The 16,192-nt window shown below is 72.0% G+C and carries 9 protein-coding genes and 1 pseudogene; 8 read left to right on the forward strand and 2 right to left on the reverse strand.

Features of this window, described 5'->3' with window-relative positions; all coding sequences use genetic code 11:
* The first annotated feature begins 104 nt into the window (after positions 1–104).
* Positions 105–3,128, forward strand: coding sequence for a bifunctional [glutamine synthetase] adenylyltransferase/[glutamine synthetase]-adenylyl-L-tyrosine phosphorylase (locus ABZT14_RS08625; RefSeq protein ID WP_356299306.1), 3,024 nt, complete (start codon positions 105–107; stop codon positions 3,126–3,128).
* Here ABZT14_RS08625 and ABZT14_RS08630 read toward each other — a convergent pair.
* Both ABZT14_RS08630 and ABZT14_RS08635 read right to left on the reverse strand, forming a co-directional pair.
* The gene (locus ABZT14_RS08630) at positions 3,101–4,003 is read right to left on the reverse strand and encodes a phosphatase PAP2 family protein (RefSeq protein ID WP_356298717.1); all 903 of its coding nucleotides are present in this window, start codon (positions 4,001–4,003) and stop codon (positions 3,101–3,103) included. The two genes, ABZT14_RS08625 and ABZT14_RS08630, sit on opposite strands and share 28 nt — an antisense overlap.
* Positions 4,004–4,178: 175 nt before the next feature.
* The gene (locus ABZT14_RS08635) at positions 4,179–5,216 is read right to left on the reverse strand and encodes a LacI family DNA-binding transcriptional regulator (RefSeq protein WP_356298719.1); all 1,038 of its coding nucleotides are present in this window, start codon (positions 5,214–5,216) and stop codon (positions 4,179–4,181) included.
* A gap of 163 nt (positions 5,217–5,379) precedes the next feature.
* Between ABZT14_RS08635 and ABZT14_RS08640 the strand changes: the two genes are divergently transcribed.
* The 7 genes and pseudogenes from ABZT14_RS08640 to ABZT14_RS08670 all read left to right on the forward strand — a co-directional run bounded on the left by ABZT14_RS08640 (position 5,380) and on the right by ABZT14_RS08670 (position 16,061).
* Complete coding sequence (locus tag ABZT14_RS08640; RefSeq protein ID WP_356298721.1) at positions 5,380–6,654, forward strand: extracellular solute-binding protein; 1,275 nt, start codon at positions 5,380–5,382, stop codon at positions 6,652–6,654.
* 173 nt (positions 6,655–6,827) lie between these two features.
* Positions 6,828–7,745 carry a sugar ABC transporter permease gene (locus tag ABZT14_RS08645; protein WP_356299308.1) on the forward strand — a complete coding sequence of 306 codons (918 nt, stop codon included), beginning with the start codon at positions 6,828–6,830 and terminating at the stop codon, positions 7,743–7,745.
* A gap of 2 nt (positions 7,746–7,747) precedes the next feature.
* Complete coding sequence (locus ABZT14_RS08650) at positions 7,748–8,578, forward strand: carbohydrate ABC transporter permease (RefSeq protein WP_356299310.1); 831 nt, start codon at positions 7,748–7,750, stop codon at positions 8,576–8,578.
* A gap of 79 nt (positions 8,579–8,657) precedes the next feature.
* Positions 8,658–10,292, forward strand: a complete 1,635-nt coding sequence (locus tag ABZT14_RS08655) for a glycoside hydrolase family 13 protein (RefSeq protein ID WP_356298723.1) — start codon at positions 8,658–8,660, stop codon at positions 10,290–10,292.
* Complete coding sequence (locus ABZT14_RS08660) at positions 10,289–11,329, forward strand: LacI family DNA-binding transcriptional regulator (protein ID WP_356298725.1); 1,041 nt, start codon at positions 10,289–10,291, stop codon at positions 11,327–11,329. The genes ABZT14_RS08655 and ABZT14_RS08660 overlap by 4 nt, the downstream gene beginning before the upstream one ends.
* 484 nt (positions 11,330–11,813) lie before the next feature.
* A pseudogene (gene pulA, locus ABZT14_RS08665) lies at positions 11,814–14,411 on the forward strand (pullulanase-type alpha-1,6-glucosidase); the annotation flags it as partial.
* A gap of 204 nt (positions 14,412–14,615) precedes the next feature.
* The gene (locus ABZT14_RS08670) at positions 14,616–16,061 is read left to right on the forward strand and encodes an FG-GAP-like repeat-containing protein (RefSeq protein WP_356298727.1); all 1,446 of its coding nucleotides are present in this window, start codon (positions 14,616–14,618) and stop codon (positions 16,059–16,061) included.
* The last annotated feature ends 131 nt before the right edge of the window (positions 16,062–16,192 follow it).

Below are 16,192 nucleotides of genomic sequence, written 5' to 3' on the forward strand. Positions count from 1 at the left end.
GCACCACACGGCGTGGGGCCCGGCACCACGGGGCGACAGCACGGCGTCGTGAGGAACGGCGACACCGGTGACCGACACGAGAGGGCGGAGGGCCTGAGACGGTGGTGGGGCACGGAGGGCGGCGGGACAGCCGGTTCAGTCGACTGGTCCGACTCGGGTTCACCGACCCCGGTGCCGCCGAACGACTGCTGGACGCGCCGGAGTTGGCACCGATCAGTACCGACACCGGCCTGCTGGACGCCCTGGGCGCCACCGCCGACCCGGACCTGGCGCTGTTCGGGCTGACCCGGCTGGTGGAGGCCCAGCCCCCGGAGCCGGCCGACGCCTCGCGGCAGACCCTGCTGGACACCCTGGTCGCCGCCAAACCGCTGCGTGACCGGCTGCTGGGCGTCCTGGGGGTGTCCGAGGCCTTCGGCGACCACCTGGCCGGCCACCCCGAGGACTGGCACGTGCTGTTGACGTACGAGTCCATCGACCTGCACCCGGGGGTGGACGAGTTCGTCGCCCTGCTGTCCGAGGCGGAGGACCCAGACCAGCTGAGGGTGCGGTACCGCCGCTGTCTGATGTCCGTGGCCGCCCGCGACGTGTGCGGCACCACCGACCTGGCGCAGACCGCCGCCGAGCTGGCCGACCTGGCCACCGCCACCCTGCGGGTGGCCCTCTCCCTGGCCCGGGCCGAGGCGCCCGAGGACGCCTCGGCCTGCCGGCTGTCCGTCGTCGGGATGGGCAAGTGCGGCGGCCGGGAGCTGAACTACGTCTCCGACGTGGACGTCATCTTCGTCGCCGAGCCCACCGAGGTGGGAGAGCACGCCGACGAGGCGAAGGCACTCCAGGCCGCCACCCGGCTGGCCTCCCGGATGATGCGGATCTGCTCGGACACCACGGCCGAGGGCACCATCTGGCCGGTGGACGCCAACCTGCGCCCGGAGGGCCGCAACGGGCCGCTGGTACGCACCCTCAGCAGTCACCTGGCGTACTACCAGCGCTGGGCCAAGACCTGGGAGTTCCAGGCCCTGTTGAAGGCCCGCCCGGTGGCCGGCGACCTGGAGCTGGGCAGGGAGTACGTCGCCATGCTGGCGCCCATGGTGTGGCAGGTCGCCGAGCGGGACAACTTCGTCACCGACGTCCAGCAGATGCGCCGCAGGGTGGTGGAGAACATCCCCGCCTCGCACGTCGACCGGGAACTCAAGCTGGGCCCGGGCGGGTTGCGGGACGTCGAGTTCGCGGTGCAGCTGCTCCAGCTGGTGCACGGCAGGAGCGACGACACCCTGCGCAGCCCCACCACCCTGGACGCCCTGGCCGCGCTCGCCGCCGGGGGGTACGTCGGCCGCGCCGACGCCGCCGAACTCGACGCCTCGTACCGCTTCCTGCGGACCCTGGAGCACCACATCCAGCTGTACAAGCTGCGGCGCACCCACCTGATGCCCGAGGCGGACACCGACCGCCGCCGGCTGGGCCGCTCCATGGGCTTCCGCACCGACCCGGTCGCCGAACTGAACAAGACCTGGCGCCGCCACGCCTCGGTGGTGCGCCGACTCCACGAGAAGCTGTTCTACCGGCCGCTGCTGGACGCGGTCGCCCAACTCGACCTGGGCGAGACCCGGTTGAGCACCCGCGCCGCCCGACAGCGCCTGGAGGCCCTCGGGTACGCCGACCCGGCCGCCGCGCTGCGCCACCTGGAGGCGCTGGCCTCGGGCGTCAGCCGCAAGGCCGCCATCCAACGCACCCTGCTGCCGGTGCTCCTCGGTTGGTTCGCCGACTCCGCCGACCCGGACGCCGGCCTGCTCAACTTCCGCAAGGTCTCCGACGCCCTGGGCCAGACCCCGTGGTACCTGCGGCTGCTACGGGACGAGGGCGCCTCGGCGGAGAACCTCGCCCGGGTGCTGTCGGCCGGCCGGTTCGCCCCGGACCTGCTGCTGCGGGCCCCGGAGGCGGTCGCCCTGCTGCGCAGCCCCGAGGAGCTGCTGCCGCGTAGCGGCACGGCGCTGACCCAGGAGGTGCTGGCGGCCGTCGGCCGCGCCCAGGACGCCGAGGGGGCGGTGGACGCCGCCCGTGGCGTACGCCGCCGCGAACTGTTCCGCACCGGTGCCGGCGACATCCTGGGCGCCTACGGCACCGACGACGTGCCCGTCCACGCCGACCCCGGCGTGGGGGTGGACCGGGTCGGCAGCGCCCTCACCGACCTCAACGCGGCCACCCTGGCGGGCGCGCTGCGCGCGGCGGTACGTGCCCGTTGGGGCGACACCCTGCCCACCCGGTTCGCGGTCATCGGCATGGGCCGCTTCGGAGGGCGGGAGCTGGGCTACGGATCGGACGCCGACGTGCTGTTCGTCCACCAGCCGCCGCCCGACGCCGACGAGGAGGAGGCCAGCCGCGCCGCCTTCGCGGTCGCCAACGAGATGCGGCGGCTGTTGCAACTCCCCAGCAGCGACCCTCCGTTGCTGATCGACACCGACCTGCGCCCCGAGGGCAAGAGCGGCCCCCTGGTGCGTTCCCTCGCCTCCTACGAGGCGTACTACCGGCGCTGGTCGCTGGTGTGGGAGTACCAGGCCCTGCTGAGGGCCACCCCGGTCGCCGGCGACCCGGAGCTGGGCGCCCGGTTCGTCGAGCTGATTGACCCCCTGCGGTACCCGGAAGGGGGGCTGACCGAGGAGCAGGAACGCGAGATCCGCCGGCTCAAGGCCCGGATGGAGGGGGAGCGGCTGCCCCGGGGCGCTGATGTGACCACCCACGTCAAGCTCGGTCGGGGTGGTCTGAGCGACGTGGAGTGGACCGCCCAGCTGGTGCAGATGCGGCACGCCCACCGGCTGCCCGAGCTGCGGACCACCAGCACCCGTCCCGCCCTGGCCGCCGCCCGGGACGCGGGGCTGCTGGAGGAGGAGGACGCGCGGGTGCTGGACGAGGCGTGGGTGCTGGCCACCCGGGTGCGGAACGCCGCCATGCTGGTACGGGGGCGGCCGGGGGACACCTTCCCCTCCGAGCCGCGCGAACTGGCCGCGGTGGCCCGCTACCTGGGCTACGAGGTCGGGCACGTCGGCCAGATGCTGGACGACTACCGTCGGGTGACCCGCCGTGCCCGCGCGGTGATGGAACGGGTCTTCTACGGCGAGGAGCGCACCGCCGGCTGAGCCGCCGGCAGGTCGGAGGCCCCGTCCGTCGGGGGCAGCAGCCGGGGCAGGCGGTAGGGCAGCCGGCCGTAGCACAGGGTGGCGACGCCGAAGCCGGCGGCCAGGCAGATCAGCCCGCCCACCGCGTCCAGCCAGAAGTGGTTGGCGGTGCAGACGATGACCACCAGGGTGCCCAGGGGGTAGAGGGCGCCGAGCACCCGGACCCACAGCGGCCGGGCCAGCACCACCAGGGTGATCCCGCACCAGACCGACCACCCGATGTGCATGGACGGCATCGCGGCGTACTGGTTGGACATGTCCGCCAGGTTGCCCGAAGCGGTGGAGCCCCAGGTCTGGTGGTGCTGCACGGTGTCCACGAAGTGCACGCTCTCCATCAGCCGGGGCGGGGCCAGCGGAAAGAGGTAGAAGCCGACCAAGGCGAGCGCGGTGGTGGCGAACAGGGACAGCCGGGCCGCCGCGTAACGCCCGGGCTGGGAGCGGAACAGCCAGGCCAGGACACCGAGGGTGACCACGAAGTGCAGGGTGGCGTAGTAGTAGTTCATCGTCACGATCAGCCAGGTCACGCCACTGACCGCATGGTTGACGGAGTGCTCGAAGGCGACCCCGAGGGTGCGTTCGGTCTCCCAGATCCAGTCGGCGTTGCGCAGGGCCTGTCCGCGCTGGTCGGGCACCGCGTTGCGGATCGTGGAGTAGACCGCGTAGCTCACCGCGATCAGCAGGATCTCGAACCACAGTCGGGGGCGGCGCGGAGCCCTCACCCGTTCAAGAAGTGTGGCTGTGCGGTCTCGCCCCAGCGGTGCGGCCTCGCGCCTCTCCTCGGTGGTCGCGGTGGCCGGCTGGTGGTCTTCGGTGATCCTCGCAGTCGGTACCCCCATGGGAGTTCAGTGTGCCAGACATCAGGGCAGGGCAGATCGTTCGCGGGTACCACCCGGACCCCGAGAAGATCGCGCTCGTGGCGGGGCACCAGCCGGATTTCCCGGGTCTACCCGGGAGTTGTGCCACCGTGAGTTTTTCGGAAGTTTTACGCGGGCCGGTCGGACCGTCAGATCCTCAGGCGCCCTCGGGGCCGTCCGTACGCGGCGCCGAGGCGGTGGAGCCGCGCACCACCAGTTCGGGGTGGAAGACGAACTCGCCGTGGGGCGTCGGAGTGCCGCCGATCTCCTCCAGCAGCGCGCGTACCGCCGCCTGCCCCATCTGTGTCACCGGCTGTCGGATGGTGGTCAACGGAGGGTCGGTGAAGGCGATCAGGGGGGAGTCGTCGTAGCCGATCACCGAGACCTGCTCGGGGACCTCCAGGCCGGCGTCCCGGGCGGCCCGGATCGCGCCCAGCGCCATCAGGTCGCTGGCGCACACCACCGCCGTGCAGCCCCGGGCCAGCAGCGCGGTGGCCGCCGCCGCCCCACCCTCGACGGTGAACAGCGAGTGCTCGACCAGACGCTCGGCCTCGGCGGCGGTCAGCTGGAGCCGCTCCTCCATGGCGCGCAGGAAGCCCTCGATCTTGCGCTGGACCGGTACGAAGCGCGCCGGCCCGAGGGCGAGCCCGATCCGCCGGTGGCCCAGGGCGGTGAGATGGGTGACCGCCAGTCGCATCGCCGCCCGGTCGTCGGGCGAGACGAAGGGGGCGCGCAGTGCGGGGGCGTATCCGTTGATGAGGACGAACGGCACGCCCTTGCCGCGCAGTTGCTCGTAGCGGCCGAGGTCGGCGCTGGTGTCGGCGTGCAGCCCGGAGACGAACACGATGCCGGCGACCCCGCGTTCCACCAGCATCTCGGTCAGCTCGTCCTCGGTGGAGCCCCCGGGGGTCTGGGTGGCGAGGACGGGGGTGTAACCGGAGCGGATCAGCGCCTGGCCCACGATCTGGGCGAGGGCGGGGAAGATCGGGTTCTCCAGTTCGGGCGTGATCAGCCCGACCAGTCCGGCGCTCTTCTGCCGCAGCCGTACCGGCCGTTCGTAGCCGAGCACGTCGAGTGCGGCGAGGACGGATTCGCGGGTGGCCGTGGAGACTCCCGGCTTGCCGTTGAGCACCCGGCTGACCGTCGCCTCGCTGACCCCCGCCTGGGCTGCGATGTCGGCTAGCCGTGCGGTCACCCCGTGAGCGTACCGTCCGGCCGCCGTCCGTGGGGGAGTCGGGGAGGTGCAAGATCCCTTGCAGAAATTTGCCGCAAGGTCTTTCGCGGAGGTTGCGCCGCTGTTACGTTCCCTGGCAACCCGGCGCCCCAAGGCGTCGGCTGGACTCACGAGGAGTAGGGACATGCGGCGTGGCATAGGGGCAACCGCACTGGTGGCGGCGCTCGCGCTGGCGGCGACCGCCTGTGGGGGCGGCGAGGACGACGGCCAGGGCAGCGACGGAGAGATCTCGGGGACGGTGACCTACTGGGACACCTCCAACGACGCCGAGAAGGGCACGTACCAGAAGATCGCCGAGGGGTTCGAGAAGAAGCACCCCAAGGTCAAGGTCAAGTACGTGCACGTCAACTTCGGTGACGCCAACGCCAAGTTCAAGAACGCCGCTGGCGGCGGGGCCAAGGGCGGCGCGCCCGACGTGATGCGTACCGAGGTCGCCTGGGTCGCCGACTTCGCCAACCTCGGCTACCTCGCCCCGCTGGACGGCACCGCCGCCCTCGACAAGGAGTCGGACTACCTCAAGACCGCCGCCGGCAGCACCCGCTTCCAGGGCAAGACCTACGCCGCCCCCCAGGTCACCGACACCCTCGGGCTGTTCTACAACAAGCGGCTGCTGAAGAAGGCCGGCGTCCCGGTGCCCAAGAGCCTCAAGGAACTGAAGGCCGCCGCCAAGAAGATCTCCAGCGCCACCGACGCCACCGCCCTGTACCTGCGCGGCGACGACCCCTACTGGTTCCTGCCCTACCTCTACGGCGAGGGCGGCGACCTGCTGGACACCAAGAACAAGAAGGTCACCGTCGACAGCGCGGCCAGCGCCCGGGCCTTCGCCACCATGAAGGACCTGGTCGACTCCAAGGCCGCCATCACCGACAGCAGCGACGGCCAGGAGAACGGGCTCAAGGCGTTCCAGAAGGGCGAGGTCGCGATGATCGTCGACGGCCCCTGGGACATCGCCGGCGCCCTCCAGGGCAGCGAGTTCAAGGACGACAAGGACAACCTCGGGGTGGCCGCCGTACCGGCCGGCAGCAAGAGCCAGGGCTCGCCCCAGGGCGGCTGGAACCTCTCGGTCTTCGCCGGCTCCAAGAACCTCGACGCCTCCTACGAGTTCGTGAAGTACATGAGCAGCGCCGAGGTGCAGAAGAAGACCACCGAGGAGATCAGCCTGCTGCCCACCCGCGAGTCGGTCTACGAGATGCCCTCGGTGCGGAAGAACAACATGGTCGAGTTCTTCAAGCCGGCCGTGGACAAGGCCGTCCAGCGCCCCTGGATCGCCGAGGGCAACTCGCTGTTCGAGCCCATCCGCGTCCAACTGGACGCGGTGCTCGCCGGCAACGCCAGCCCCCAGCAGGCCGCCGACAAGACCGGCAAGTCCTTCCGCAAGCTGCTGAAGGACTACAAGTAACCGTGCCCACCCGGCAGTTGGCCCCCCGGGCACTGCCACTCACACAGAGGACGGGTTGACCGGCGATGGCCACGAGAACCGGCCGGCCGGTGGACGAGGTCACGGGCGAGGGGAGCACACCCCCCGCCCGTGACCCCCGCCACCGCACCACCCACAGCAGGACCCCGGGGCGGATGCGTTCCGCCCTGAGCACCCACTGGTACGCCTGGGCCATGGTGGCTCCGGTGGTGGTGGTCATCGGGGTGATCATCGGGTACCCCCTGGTGCGCGGTGTCTTCCTGTCGCTCACCAACGCCGACGAGTCCAACGTGGAACGGACCATCGGCGTCAACCACCTGCCCGCCACCTACGAGTTCGTGGGGCTGGACAACTACACCGCGATCCTGGGCGACAGCGTCTTCTGGGACCGGCTGGGCTGGACCGTGGTGTGGACGGTCGGCTGTGTGGCGGTGACCTTCGTCCTCGGGCTGACCCTGGCCAACATGCTCAACCGGCCGATGCGGGGCCGCGCCCTGTACCGGGTGGCGCTGATCCTGCCCTGGGGCATCCCGGCGTTCGTGTCGGTCTTCGCCTGGAAGATGCTGTTCAACGAGCGGGACGGCATCCTCAACAAGCTGCTGGACGGCGGCGGCATCGAGGCGGTGCCCTGGCTGGGCGACCCCACCTGGGCCAAGCTCTCCGTCATCGCCGTCAACGTCTGGCTGGGCGTGCCGTTCATGCTGGTCGCCCTGCTGGGCGCCCTCCAGTCCATCCCGAGCGAGCTGTACGAGGCGGCCGAGATGGACGGGGCCGGCCCCTGGCAGCGCTTCCGCAACATCACCCTGCCCGGGGTACGCGGCGTCAGCAGCACGGTGGTGCTGCTGAGCACCATCTGGACCTTCAACATGTTCCCGGTGATCTACCTGCTCACCAGGGGCGGACCGGAGGACTCCACGGAGATCCTGGTGACCTACGCCTATCGGCTGTCGTTCGTCAACAGCCCGCGTGACTTCGCCACCTCCGCCGCCTGGGGCGTGATCATCCTGCTGTTGCTGTCCCTGTTCGCCGTGGTCTACCGCCGCGTGCTGCGCAAGCAAGGAGAGGTGTGGTGACGATGCGTCGGACCCGACGGACCCCCCTGGCCTCGGTGGGCCTCCACGCCACCCTGCTGGCCGCCACCGCGATCGCGGTGTTCCCGCCGCTGTGGCTGCTGGTGACCTCCTTCAAGCCGCGCGGGGAGTCCTTCTCCACCGCGCTGGTCAAGGACTTCACCTTCGGCAACTACCACCACGTACTGGCCGACACCCACTTCCTGGACTGGCTGGCCAACTCGCTGGTCGTGGTGCTGGTGACCACGGTGGTCGGTGTCCTCATCGCGGCCACCACCGGCTACGCCATCAGCCGTTTCCGGTTCCCCGGGATGCGCCCGCTGATGTGGGTCCTGCTGATCACCCAGATGTTCCCGATGGCGGTGCTGATCGTGCCGCTGTACAACCTGCTGGCCAAGCTGGAACTCCTCAACCAGCCCGTGGGGTTGATCGTCACCTACCTGACCATCGCGGTGCCGTTCTGCGCCTGGATGATGAAGGGCTTCTTCGACACCATCCCCGTCGACATCGACGAGTCCGGCCGGGTCGACGGCCTCAACCCCTTCGGCACCTTCTGGCGGCTGGTGCTGCCGCTCGCCAAGCCCGGCATCGCCGTCACCGGCTTCTACACCTTCGTCACCGCCTGGGCCGAGGTCGCCTACGCCAGCGCGTTCATGACCGGAGAGGAGAACCTCACCCTGGCCGGCGGACTCCAGACCTTCGTCAACCGCTACGGCGCCGACTGGGGCTCGCTGACCGCCGCCGCGGTGATCATCGCCGTACCGGCCGCGGTGGTCTTCGGCTTCGCCCAGCGCCACCTGGTCGCCGGCCTCACCGCCGGGGCCACCAAGTCCTGACCCGACCCGCCCGACAGCCCGACCCACGGCGCCCGTTCACCCTGCCGACCATCCAGCCGATCACAACCCCAGGGATGACATGACCCAGCACCTCACCGCCGAGGACCCCACGGCCGCGAGCACCCCGGGCACCGCCCCCGAGTGGTGGCGTGACGCGGTGATCTACCAGGTCTACCCCCGTTCCTTCGCGGACGGCGACGGAGACGGCATGGGCGACCTGCGCGGCATCCGCGCCCGGCTGCCCCACCTGGCCGAACTCGGCGTGGACGCCGTCTGGTTGAGCCCCTTCTACGCCAGCCCCCAGGCCGACGCCGGCTACGACGTGGCCGACTACCGGGCCATCGACCCGATGTTCGGCGAACTCAAGGACGCCGACGCCCTCATCGAGGAGGCCCACGTCCTGGGCCTGCGCGTCATCGTCGACCTGGTGCCCAACCACTCCAGCGACCAGCACGAGTGGTTCCAGCGCGCCCTGCGCGAGGGGCCCGGCTCCCCGGTACGGGAGCGGTACCACTTCCGCCCCGGCCGGGGCGAGGCCGGGGCGCTCCCGCCCAACGACTGGGAGTCGGTGTTCGGCGGGCCGGCCTGGACCCGCACCGAGAACCCCGACGGCAGTCCGGGGGAGTGGTACCTGCACCTGTTCGCCCCCGAGCAGCCGGACTTCAACTGGGAACACCCCGCCGTACGCGACGAGTTCCGCACCATCCTGCGCTTCTGGCTGGACCGGGGGGTGGACGGCTTCCGCATCGACGTCGCCCACGGGATGGTCAAGGCCCCCGGCCTGCCGGACGTCGGCGCGCCCAGCCACCTGCGGCTGCTGGGCCACGGTGAGCTGCCGTTCTTCGACCAGGACGGCGTCCACGAGATCTACCGCGACTGGCGGCGGCTGCTGTCGGAGTACGGCCCGGACCGGATCGCGGTCGCCGAGGCCTGGACCCACAGCCCCGAGCGCACCGCCCGCTACCTGCGGCCCGGCGAACTCCACCAGGCCTTCAACTTCCACTACCTGGACACCCCCTGGGACGCCGAGGCGCTCCGCGAGGTGATCGACGCCTCCCTGACCAGCACCCGCGCGGTGCAGGCCCCCAGCACCTGGGTGCTGTCCAACCACGACGTGGTGCGCCACCGCACCCGGCTGGGCGGACTGGCCCAGGCCCGCGCCGCCACCCTGCTGATGCTCGCCCTGCCCGGCTCGGCGTACGTCTACCAGGGCGAGGAACTCGGACTGCCCGAGCACACCGAACTGCCCGACGGGCTGCGCCAGGACCCCTCCTTCTTCCGGGGCGACGGACAGGAGGGGCTGCGGGACGGCTGCCGGGTACCGCTGCCGTGGAGCGGCGACGGCCCCTCGCTGGGCTTCGGCACCTCCGAGGGCTGGCTACCCCAGCCCGCCGACTGGGCCGAACTGAGCGTGGAGGCCCAGACCGGTCGGGCCGGCTCCACCCTGGAGCTGTACCGGGAGGCGCTGCGACTGCGCCGGGCCCACCCCGCCCTGGGCGCCGGGGACGCGGTGCGGTGGCTGGAGGCACCGCCGGGAGTGCTGGCCTTCCGAAGGGAGGGCCCCGACGGCCAGGCACTGGTGTGCACCGTCAACACCACCGACGAGCCCCGGGAGTTGGGCCGCTCCCACGGCGAACCGCTGCTGCACTCCGGCCCGCACGACGGCGGCACCGTCCTCCCGCCCCACTCGACCAGCTGGTGGTCCACCCGGTGACCTCCTCCCCCCGACCCGCGCCCTTCTCCTCCACGGCCCGCCTGGCGGACATCGCCGGCCAGGCGGGCGTCAGCGAGGCCACGGTCAGCCGGGTCCTCAACGGCAAGACCGGAGTGGCCAGCGACACCCGCCAGCGGGTGCTGGCCGCTCTGGACGTGCTGGGCTACGAGCGTCCGGTACGGCTGCGTCAGCGCAGCGCCGGACTGGTCGGGCTGGTGATCCCCGAGCTGACCAACCCGATCTTCCCGGCCTTCGCCCAGGTCATCGAGCAGGTGCTGACCGGCCAGGGCTACACCCCGGTGCTGGGCACCCAGATGCCCGGCGGCGCCACCGAGGACGAACTGGTCGAGCAACTCGTGGACCGGGGCGTCAACGGCATCGTGTTCCTCTCCGGGCTCCACGCCGACAGCAGCGCGGACCCCGAGCGGTACGCCCGACTCGCCGGCCGGGGCGTGCCGTTCGTCCTCATCAACGGCTACAACCCGGCCGTCAGCGCCCCCTTCGTGTCCCCCGACGACCGGGCGGCGGCGCGCATGGCGGTACGGCACCTGGTCGACCTGGGGCACGCCCCGGACCGTATCGGCCTGGCTCTGGGGCCCCGGCGCTATGTTCCGGCCGCCCGCAAGACCGAGGGCTTCCTGGCCGAGTTGGGGCAGGAGGCGGTCGAGCGGGTGCGGTACACCCTGTTCACCGTGGAGGGCGGACACGCCGCGGCCGGCTCGCTGCTGGACCAGGGGTGCACCGGCGTCGTCTGCGGCAGCGACCTGATGGCCCTGGGCGCGGTACGGGCCGCCCGCGAACGCGGACTGTCCGTGCCCTCGGACGTGTCCCTGGTCGGGTACGACGACTCCCCCCTGATCGCCTTCACCCAGCCGCCCCTGACCACCCTGCGCCAGCCGGTGCGGGAGATGGCCCAGGCGGCGGTCGGCGCCCTGTTGGAGGAGGTCGCCGGCAGCCCGGTGCCGCACACCGAGTTCGTGTTCCCCCCGGAGTTGGTGGTCCGGGAGTCCACCGGAAAACCCCCACCGGCGGGGTGAGCACCGGGGGAGCGGGGCCCAGGTGGCCCCACCCGTGGGGGAGGTGACCCCTCGTTGAGGGGCGGCGCCCTTCGGGCCGGCCGGGGGAGCGGCCGTACCCCCGGCCCCCCACGGGCGGGCGCGTGGTGCCCTTCCGGGCCCCGACCGTGAGGAACCGAAGGCTCCGTGAAGCTAGCAGGCTGCAAGTTCTTTCGGTAGCGGTCGGGCCGGGATTCCCCGTGCTGATCTGGTGTTGTCGTAACCGTTGACCCCCTGGCCGGGGAGTCCTAGGTTCACGGACGCAAGAACTTCCAGTTCCTTTCAGGAGTTGACCGGAAGGCACCCCCACCTCCCCCCACCCTGTGCCCTCGCGAGGAGTCCGCACATGAGACCAGCACCCCGTCGCCCGCGCCGTGGAGCGCTGCCCCTGGTCGCCGCGGCGGCCGTGATCCTGCCCCTGCTGGCCGGCGAGCCCGCCAGCGGGGCGCCCCGAGCCGACGACCTGGACCTCGGCCAGGCCCGGGTGCAGTGGATCGACCGCGCCACCGTGGCCTGGCCCAAGGACCTGGGCGGCACCGACCAGCCCCACCGGCTCTCCTGGGACCCCGAGGGCGAACTGCGGCTGTCCGAGGGCCGGTTGACCGGCGACCCCGCCACCCTGGAGCTGTCCCGGGTGGAGGGCGGGCTGACCGAGGAGCAGCGGGCCCGGTACCCGCATCTGGCCGCCCAGGGGTACGAGGCGTACCGGTTGGACACGGCGGACCAGGAGCGGGTGCCGGACGCCCTCCGCGCCCAACTGGTGGCCACCGTGGGCGAGGACACCCTGAGCGCGGCCACCGGGGTGCAGATCCCCGGGGTGTTGGACGACCTGTACGCCCAGCGGGCCCAACAGGCCCGGCTGGGGCCCCGGTTCGAAGGTGACCGCACCACCCTGAGCGTGTGGGCCCCCACCGCCCGGGAGGTGTCGGTGGACGTCGGCGGCGACACCGTGGCGATGGAGCGGGACCAGGACAGCGGGGTGTGGACCGCCGAGGGCGACTGGCGCGGCAAGAGCTACCGGTACCGGGTGCGGGTGTGGGCCCCGGACGCCGGCGGCCAGGACGGCCCGGGCCAGGTCGTCACCAACGAGGTCACCGACCCCTACTCCACCGCCCTGACCACCGACTCCCGGCGCAGCGTGGCCGCCGACCTCACCGACCCCGCCCTGGCGCCGGCCGGCTGGGCGGACCTGGAGAAGCCCCAGGCGACCCCGCTGCGCGACGCGCAGATCCAGGAACTCCACGTACGCGACTTCTCCGTCTCCGACGAGACCGCCTCCCAGCGGGGCCGCTACGGAGCCTTCGCCGACCCCGACTCGCGGGGATCGAAGCACCTGGCCCGACTGGCCGCCTCCGGCACCTCCCACGTCCACCTGCTGCCCGCCTACGACTTCGGCAGCGTGCCCGAGAAGGAGGAGGACCAGCAGCGGCCGGACTGCGACCTGTCCGCCCTGGCCCCGGACTCCCCGGAGCAGCAGAAGTGCGTGACCGCCTCGGCCGCCGAGGACGCCTTCAACTGGGGCTACGACCCGGTGCACTACACCGTCCCGGAGGGGAGCTACGCCTCCGACCCCGAAGGCCCGGCCCGTACCCGCGAGTTCCGGCAGATGGTCGCCGGGCTCGCCGACAACGGCCTGCGCACCGTGATGGACGTGGTCTACAACCACACCTACGCCTCCGGGCAGGACGAGAGGTCGGTGCTGGACCGGATCGTGCCCGGCTACTACCACCGCCTGCTGGAGGACGGCACCGTCGCCGACTCCACCTGCTGCGCCAACACCGCGCCGGAACACGCCATGATGGGCAAGCTGGTGGTCGACTCGGTGGTCACCTGGGCCCGCGAGTACAAGGTCGACGGCTTCCGTTTCGACCTGATGGGCCACCACCCCAAGGCCAACATCCTGGCCGTACGGAAGGCCCTGGACGCGCTCACCCCGGAGAAGGACGGGGTGGACGGCAAGGGCGTCCTCCTCTACGGGGAGGGCTGGAACTTCGGCGAGGTGGCCGACGACGCCCGCTTCGAGCAGGCCACCCAGAAGCACATGGCCGGTACCGACGTCGCCACCTTCTCCGACCGCGCCCGGGACGCCATCCGGGGCGGCGCGCCCTTCGACGAGGACCCCCGGGTCCAGGGGTTCGGCTCCGGGCTGTTCACCGACCCCAACGACTCCGGGGCCAACGGGAGTTCCGAGGAGCAGCGGGCCCGGCTGCTGCACTACCAGGACCTGGTCAAGGTCGGCCTCAGCGGCAACCTCGCCGACTACTCCTTCACCGACACCCAGGGGCGGCAGGTCAAGGGCTCCGAGGTGGACTACGGAGGCAGCCCCGCCGGATACGCCGCGCGCCCCGGGGACGCCCTGGCCTACGCCGACGCCCACGACAACGAGACCCTCTTCGACGCCCTGGCCTTCAAACTGCCGGCCGACACCAGCGCCACCGACCGCGCCCGGATGCAGGTGCTGGCCATGGCGACCGCCACCCTCTCGCAGGGCCCGACCCTCAGCCAGGCCGGCACCGACCTGCTGCGCTCGAAGTCCCTGGACCGCAACTCCTTCGACTCCGGCGACTGGTTCAACCCCCTGAACTGGGACTGCCGTCAGGGCAACGGCTTCGGCCGGGGCCTGCCCCCGGCGGCCGACAACGAGGACAAGTGGACCTACGGCAAGCCGCTGCTGGCCAACCCCGGCCCGCGCAGCCCGGGGTGCGAGCAGATCGAGGGGGCCAGCGGCGCCTACCGCGACCTGCTGCGTATCCGCACCACCGAGGAGGCGTTCGGCAAGAACAGCGCCGACGAGGTGCAGAAGGCGCTGTCGTTCCCGCTGTCCGGTACGGAGGAGACCCCCGGGGTGGTCACCATGCGACTGGACGGCCTCACCGTGGTGTTCAACGCCACCCCCGAGGAGCGGAGCCAGACCGTGCCCCAACTGGCCGGCAGTTCCCAGCGGTTGCACCCGGTGCAGGCCGAGGGGGCCGACCCCACCGTGCGTACCGCGCGCTACCGCGAGGACAGCGGCACCTTCACGGTGCCCGCCCGGACCGTGGCGGTCTTCCAGGCCGGTTCCTGAGGCCCCGGTCGACGGGCCGCGAGGGGCGTGGGGCCGAGGTGTCCCGCGCCCCTCGCGGGCGCCCGGGGGACGTCCGTACGCCGCCCACGGCCGCCCGTTCGGTGTCTGCCCGCAAGGAGTGGCGTTCCCCGTGCAACCCTCGGCCCGGTACGCATGTCCTAGCGGGTGCCGGGGGAAAACCACGAACGCATCAGTGGAGGAAGAGTGCGAAACCGTACCAAGGGCGCAGTGGCGGCGGGGCTCGCCCTGACCGTCGCGGGCGCCGTCGCCGTCACCGCCGGGGCCGCGACCTCCGACGGCACGGACGGCCCCTCCCGGGGCAAGGCGGCGGAGAAGGTCAAGGAGGACTTCAACGGTGACGGTTACGAGGACCTCGCCATCGCCGCCCCCCAGGTCGACGACGACGCCAAGGGCTACGTCGCCGTCGTCTACGGCTCCGCCAAGGGCCTCAACCTCTCCACCCGCAGCGTGATCCCGATGGACGCGGTCGACATGCCCGAGGTGGAGAAGGGGCGCTTCGCGGACAAGCTGGCCGCGGCCGACCTGGACGGGGACGGTGTGACCGACCTCGCCGTCCAGGTGCAGGGCGCCGGCAAGGACCGGATGGTGGCCCTCTGGGGCGCCAAGGGCGAGGGCGGCGGCCTGAGCGCCAGCCGTTCGGCGGTGCTGCACGACGCCGAGCGCATGGCCACCGGGGACTTCAACGGCGACGGACAACAGGACCTGTTCGTCACCGAGTACATGAAGGACGAGGAGGCCACCCTGCTCCAGGGCCCCTTCACCCGCGAGGGGAAGCCGGCCAAGGAACAGGCCCTGGACATCCGCGCCGGCGACGACGACGCGGTCGGTGTCACCGCCGGCGACATCAACGGCGACGGCGCTGACGACGTGTACGTCTCCCGCTCCATGGAGGAGTCCTCCCGCGTCGGCGTGCTGCTCACCGGAGGAAAGGACGGGCTGACCAAGACCGACTGGGAGGGCCCGCTGTCCCTGCCCGCCACCATCGGCGACTTCGACGGGGACGGCTACGGCGACCTCGCCTACCGCGAGGTCCCGGACGGCATCGTCGAGGGCCCCTGGACCGACTCCGGCACCGTCAAGGTGCGTTACGGCGGAAAGGACGGGTTCAGCGACCGTACCGCCACCTTCACCCAGGCCACCCCGGGCGTACCGGGGGCCAACGAGGAGGGCGACGTCTTCGGCGCCACCCTCTCCGCCGGTGACGTCGACGGCGACGGCCGCGACGACCTGGCCGTCGGAGTGCCCGGCGAGGCCATCGGCACCCTGAAGCACGCCGGCTCCACGGTCCTGCTCAAGGGCTCCGCCGACGGGCTGACCGGCACCGGCGCGCAGGCGTTCAGCCAGGACAGCCCGGGCGTACCGGGGGTCGCCGAGGCCGGCGACAAGTTCGGCGGGAACCTGCGGCTGCTGGACTTCGACAACGACGGCAAGGCCGACCTGGCCGACTCCGCCCCGGGCGAGAACGAGAGCAACGGCGCCGTCTGGGCCTTCCCCGGCACCTCCTCCGGCCTGGGCGTGGACAAGGGCATCTCCTTCGCTCCCGGTGACCTGGGCGCCCCCGCCGACCAGGCCCTCTTCGGCCACAACTTCAACGGCTCCGTGGAGGACCCCTGGGGTCTCGAGGACTGACGCCACCAGGCAGGCACCCGGCCACCGGCACCGCCGGTGACCCGGACGGGCCCCGACCCCCGCGTACGGCGGCGGGTCGGGGCCCGTGGTGTCCGGGTGCCCCAACGGCGGCCCGGGAGGCGGGCGTTGGT

This window comes from Streptomyces sp. NPDC005438 (genome assembly GCF_040606315.1).
GTDB lineage: Bacteria > Actinomycetota > Actinomycetes > Streptomycetales > Streptomycetaceae > Streptomyces.

Bases quoted from the DNA above. Each gene is read 5' to 3' on its own strand.
- ABZT14_RS08650 (WP_356299310.1), top strand. From the start codon at position 7,748: ATGCGTCGGACCCGACGGACCCCCCTGGCCTCGGTGGGCCTCCACGCC.
- ABZT14_RS08645 (WP_356299308.1), top strand. From the start codon at position 6,828: ATGCGTTCCGCCCTGAGCACCCACTGGTACGCCTGGGCCATGGTGGCT.
- ABZT14_RS08655 (WP_356298723.1), top strand. From the start codon at position 8,658: ATGACCCAGCACCTCACCGCCGAGGACCCCACGGCCGCGAGCACCCCG.
- ABZT14_RS08630 (WP_356298717.1), bottom strand. From the start codon at position 4,003: ATGGGGGTACCGACTGCGAGGATCACCGAAGACCACCAGCCGGCCACC.
- ABZT14_RS08640 (WP_356298721.1), top strand. From the start codon at position 5,380: ATGCGGCGTGGCATAGGGGCAACCGCACTGGTGGCGGCGCTCGCGCTG.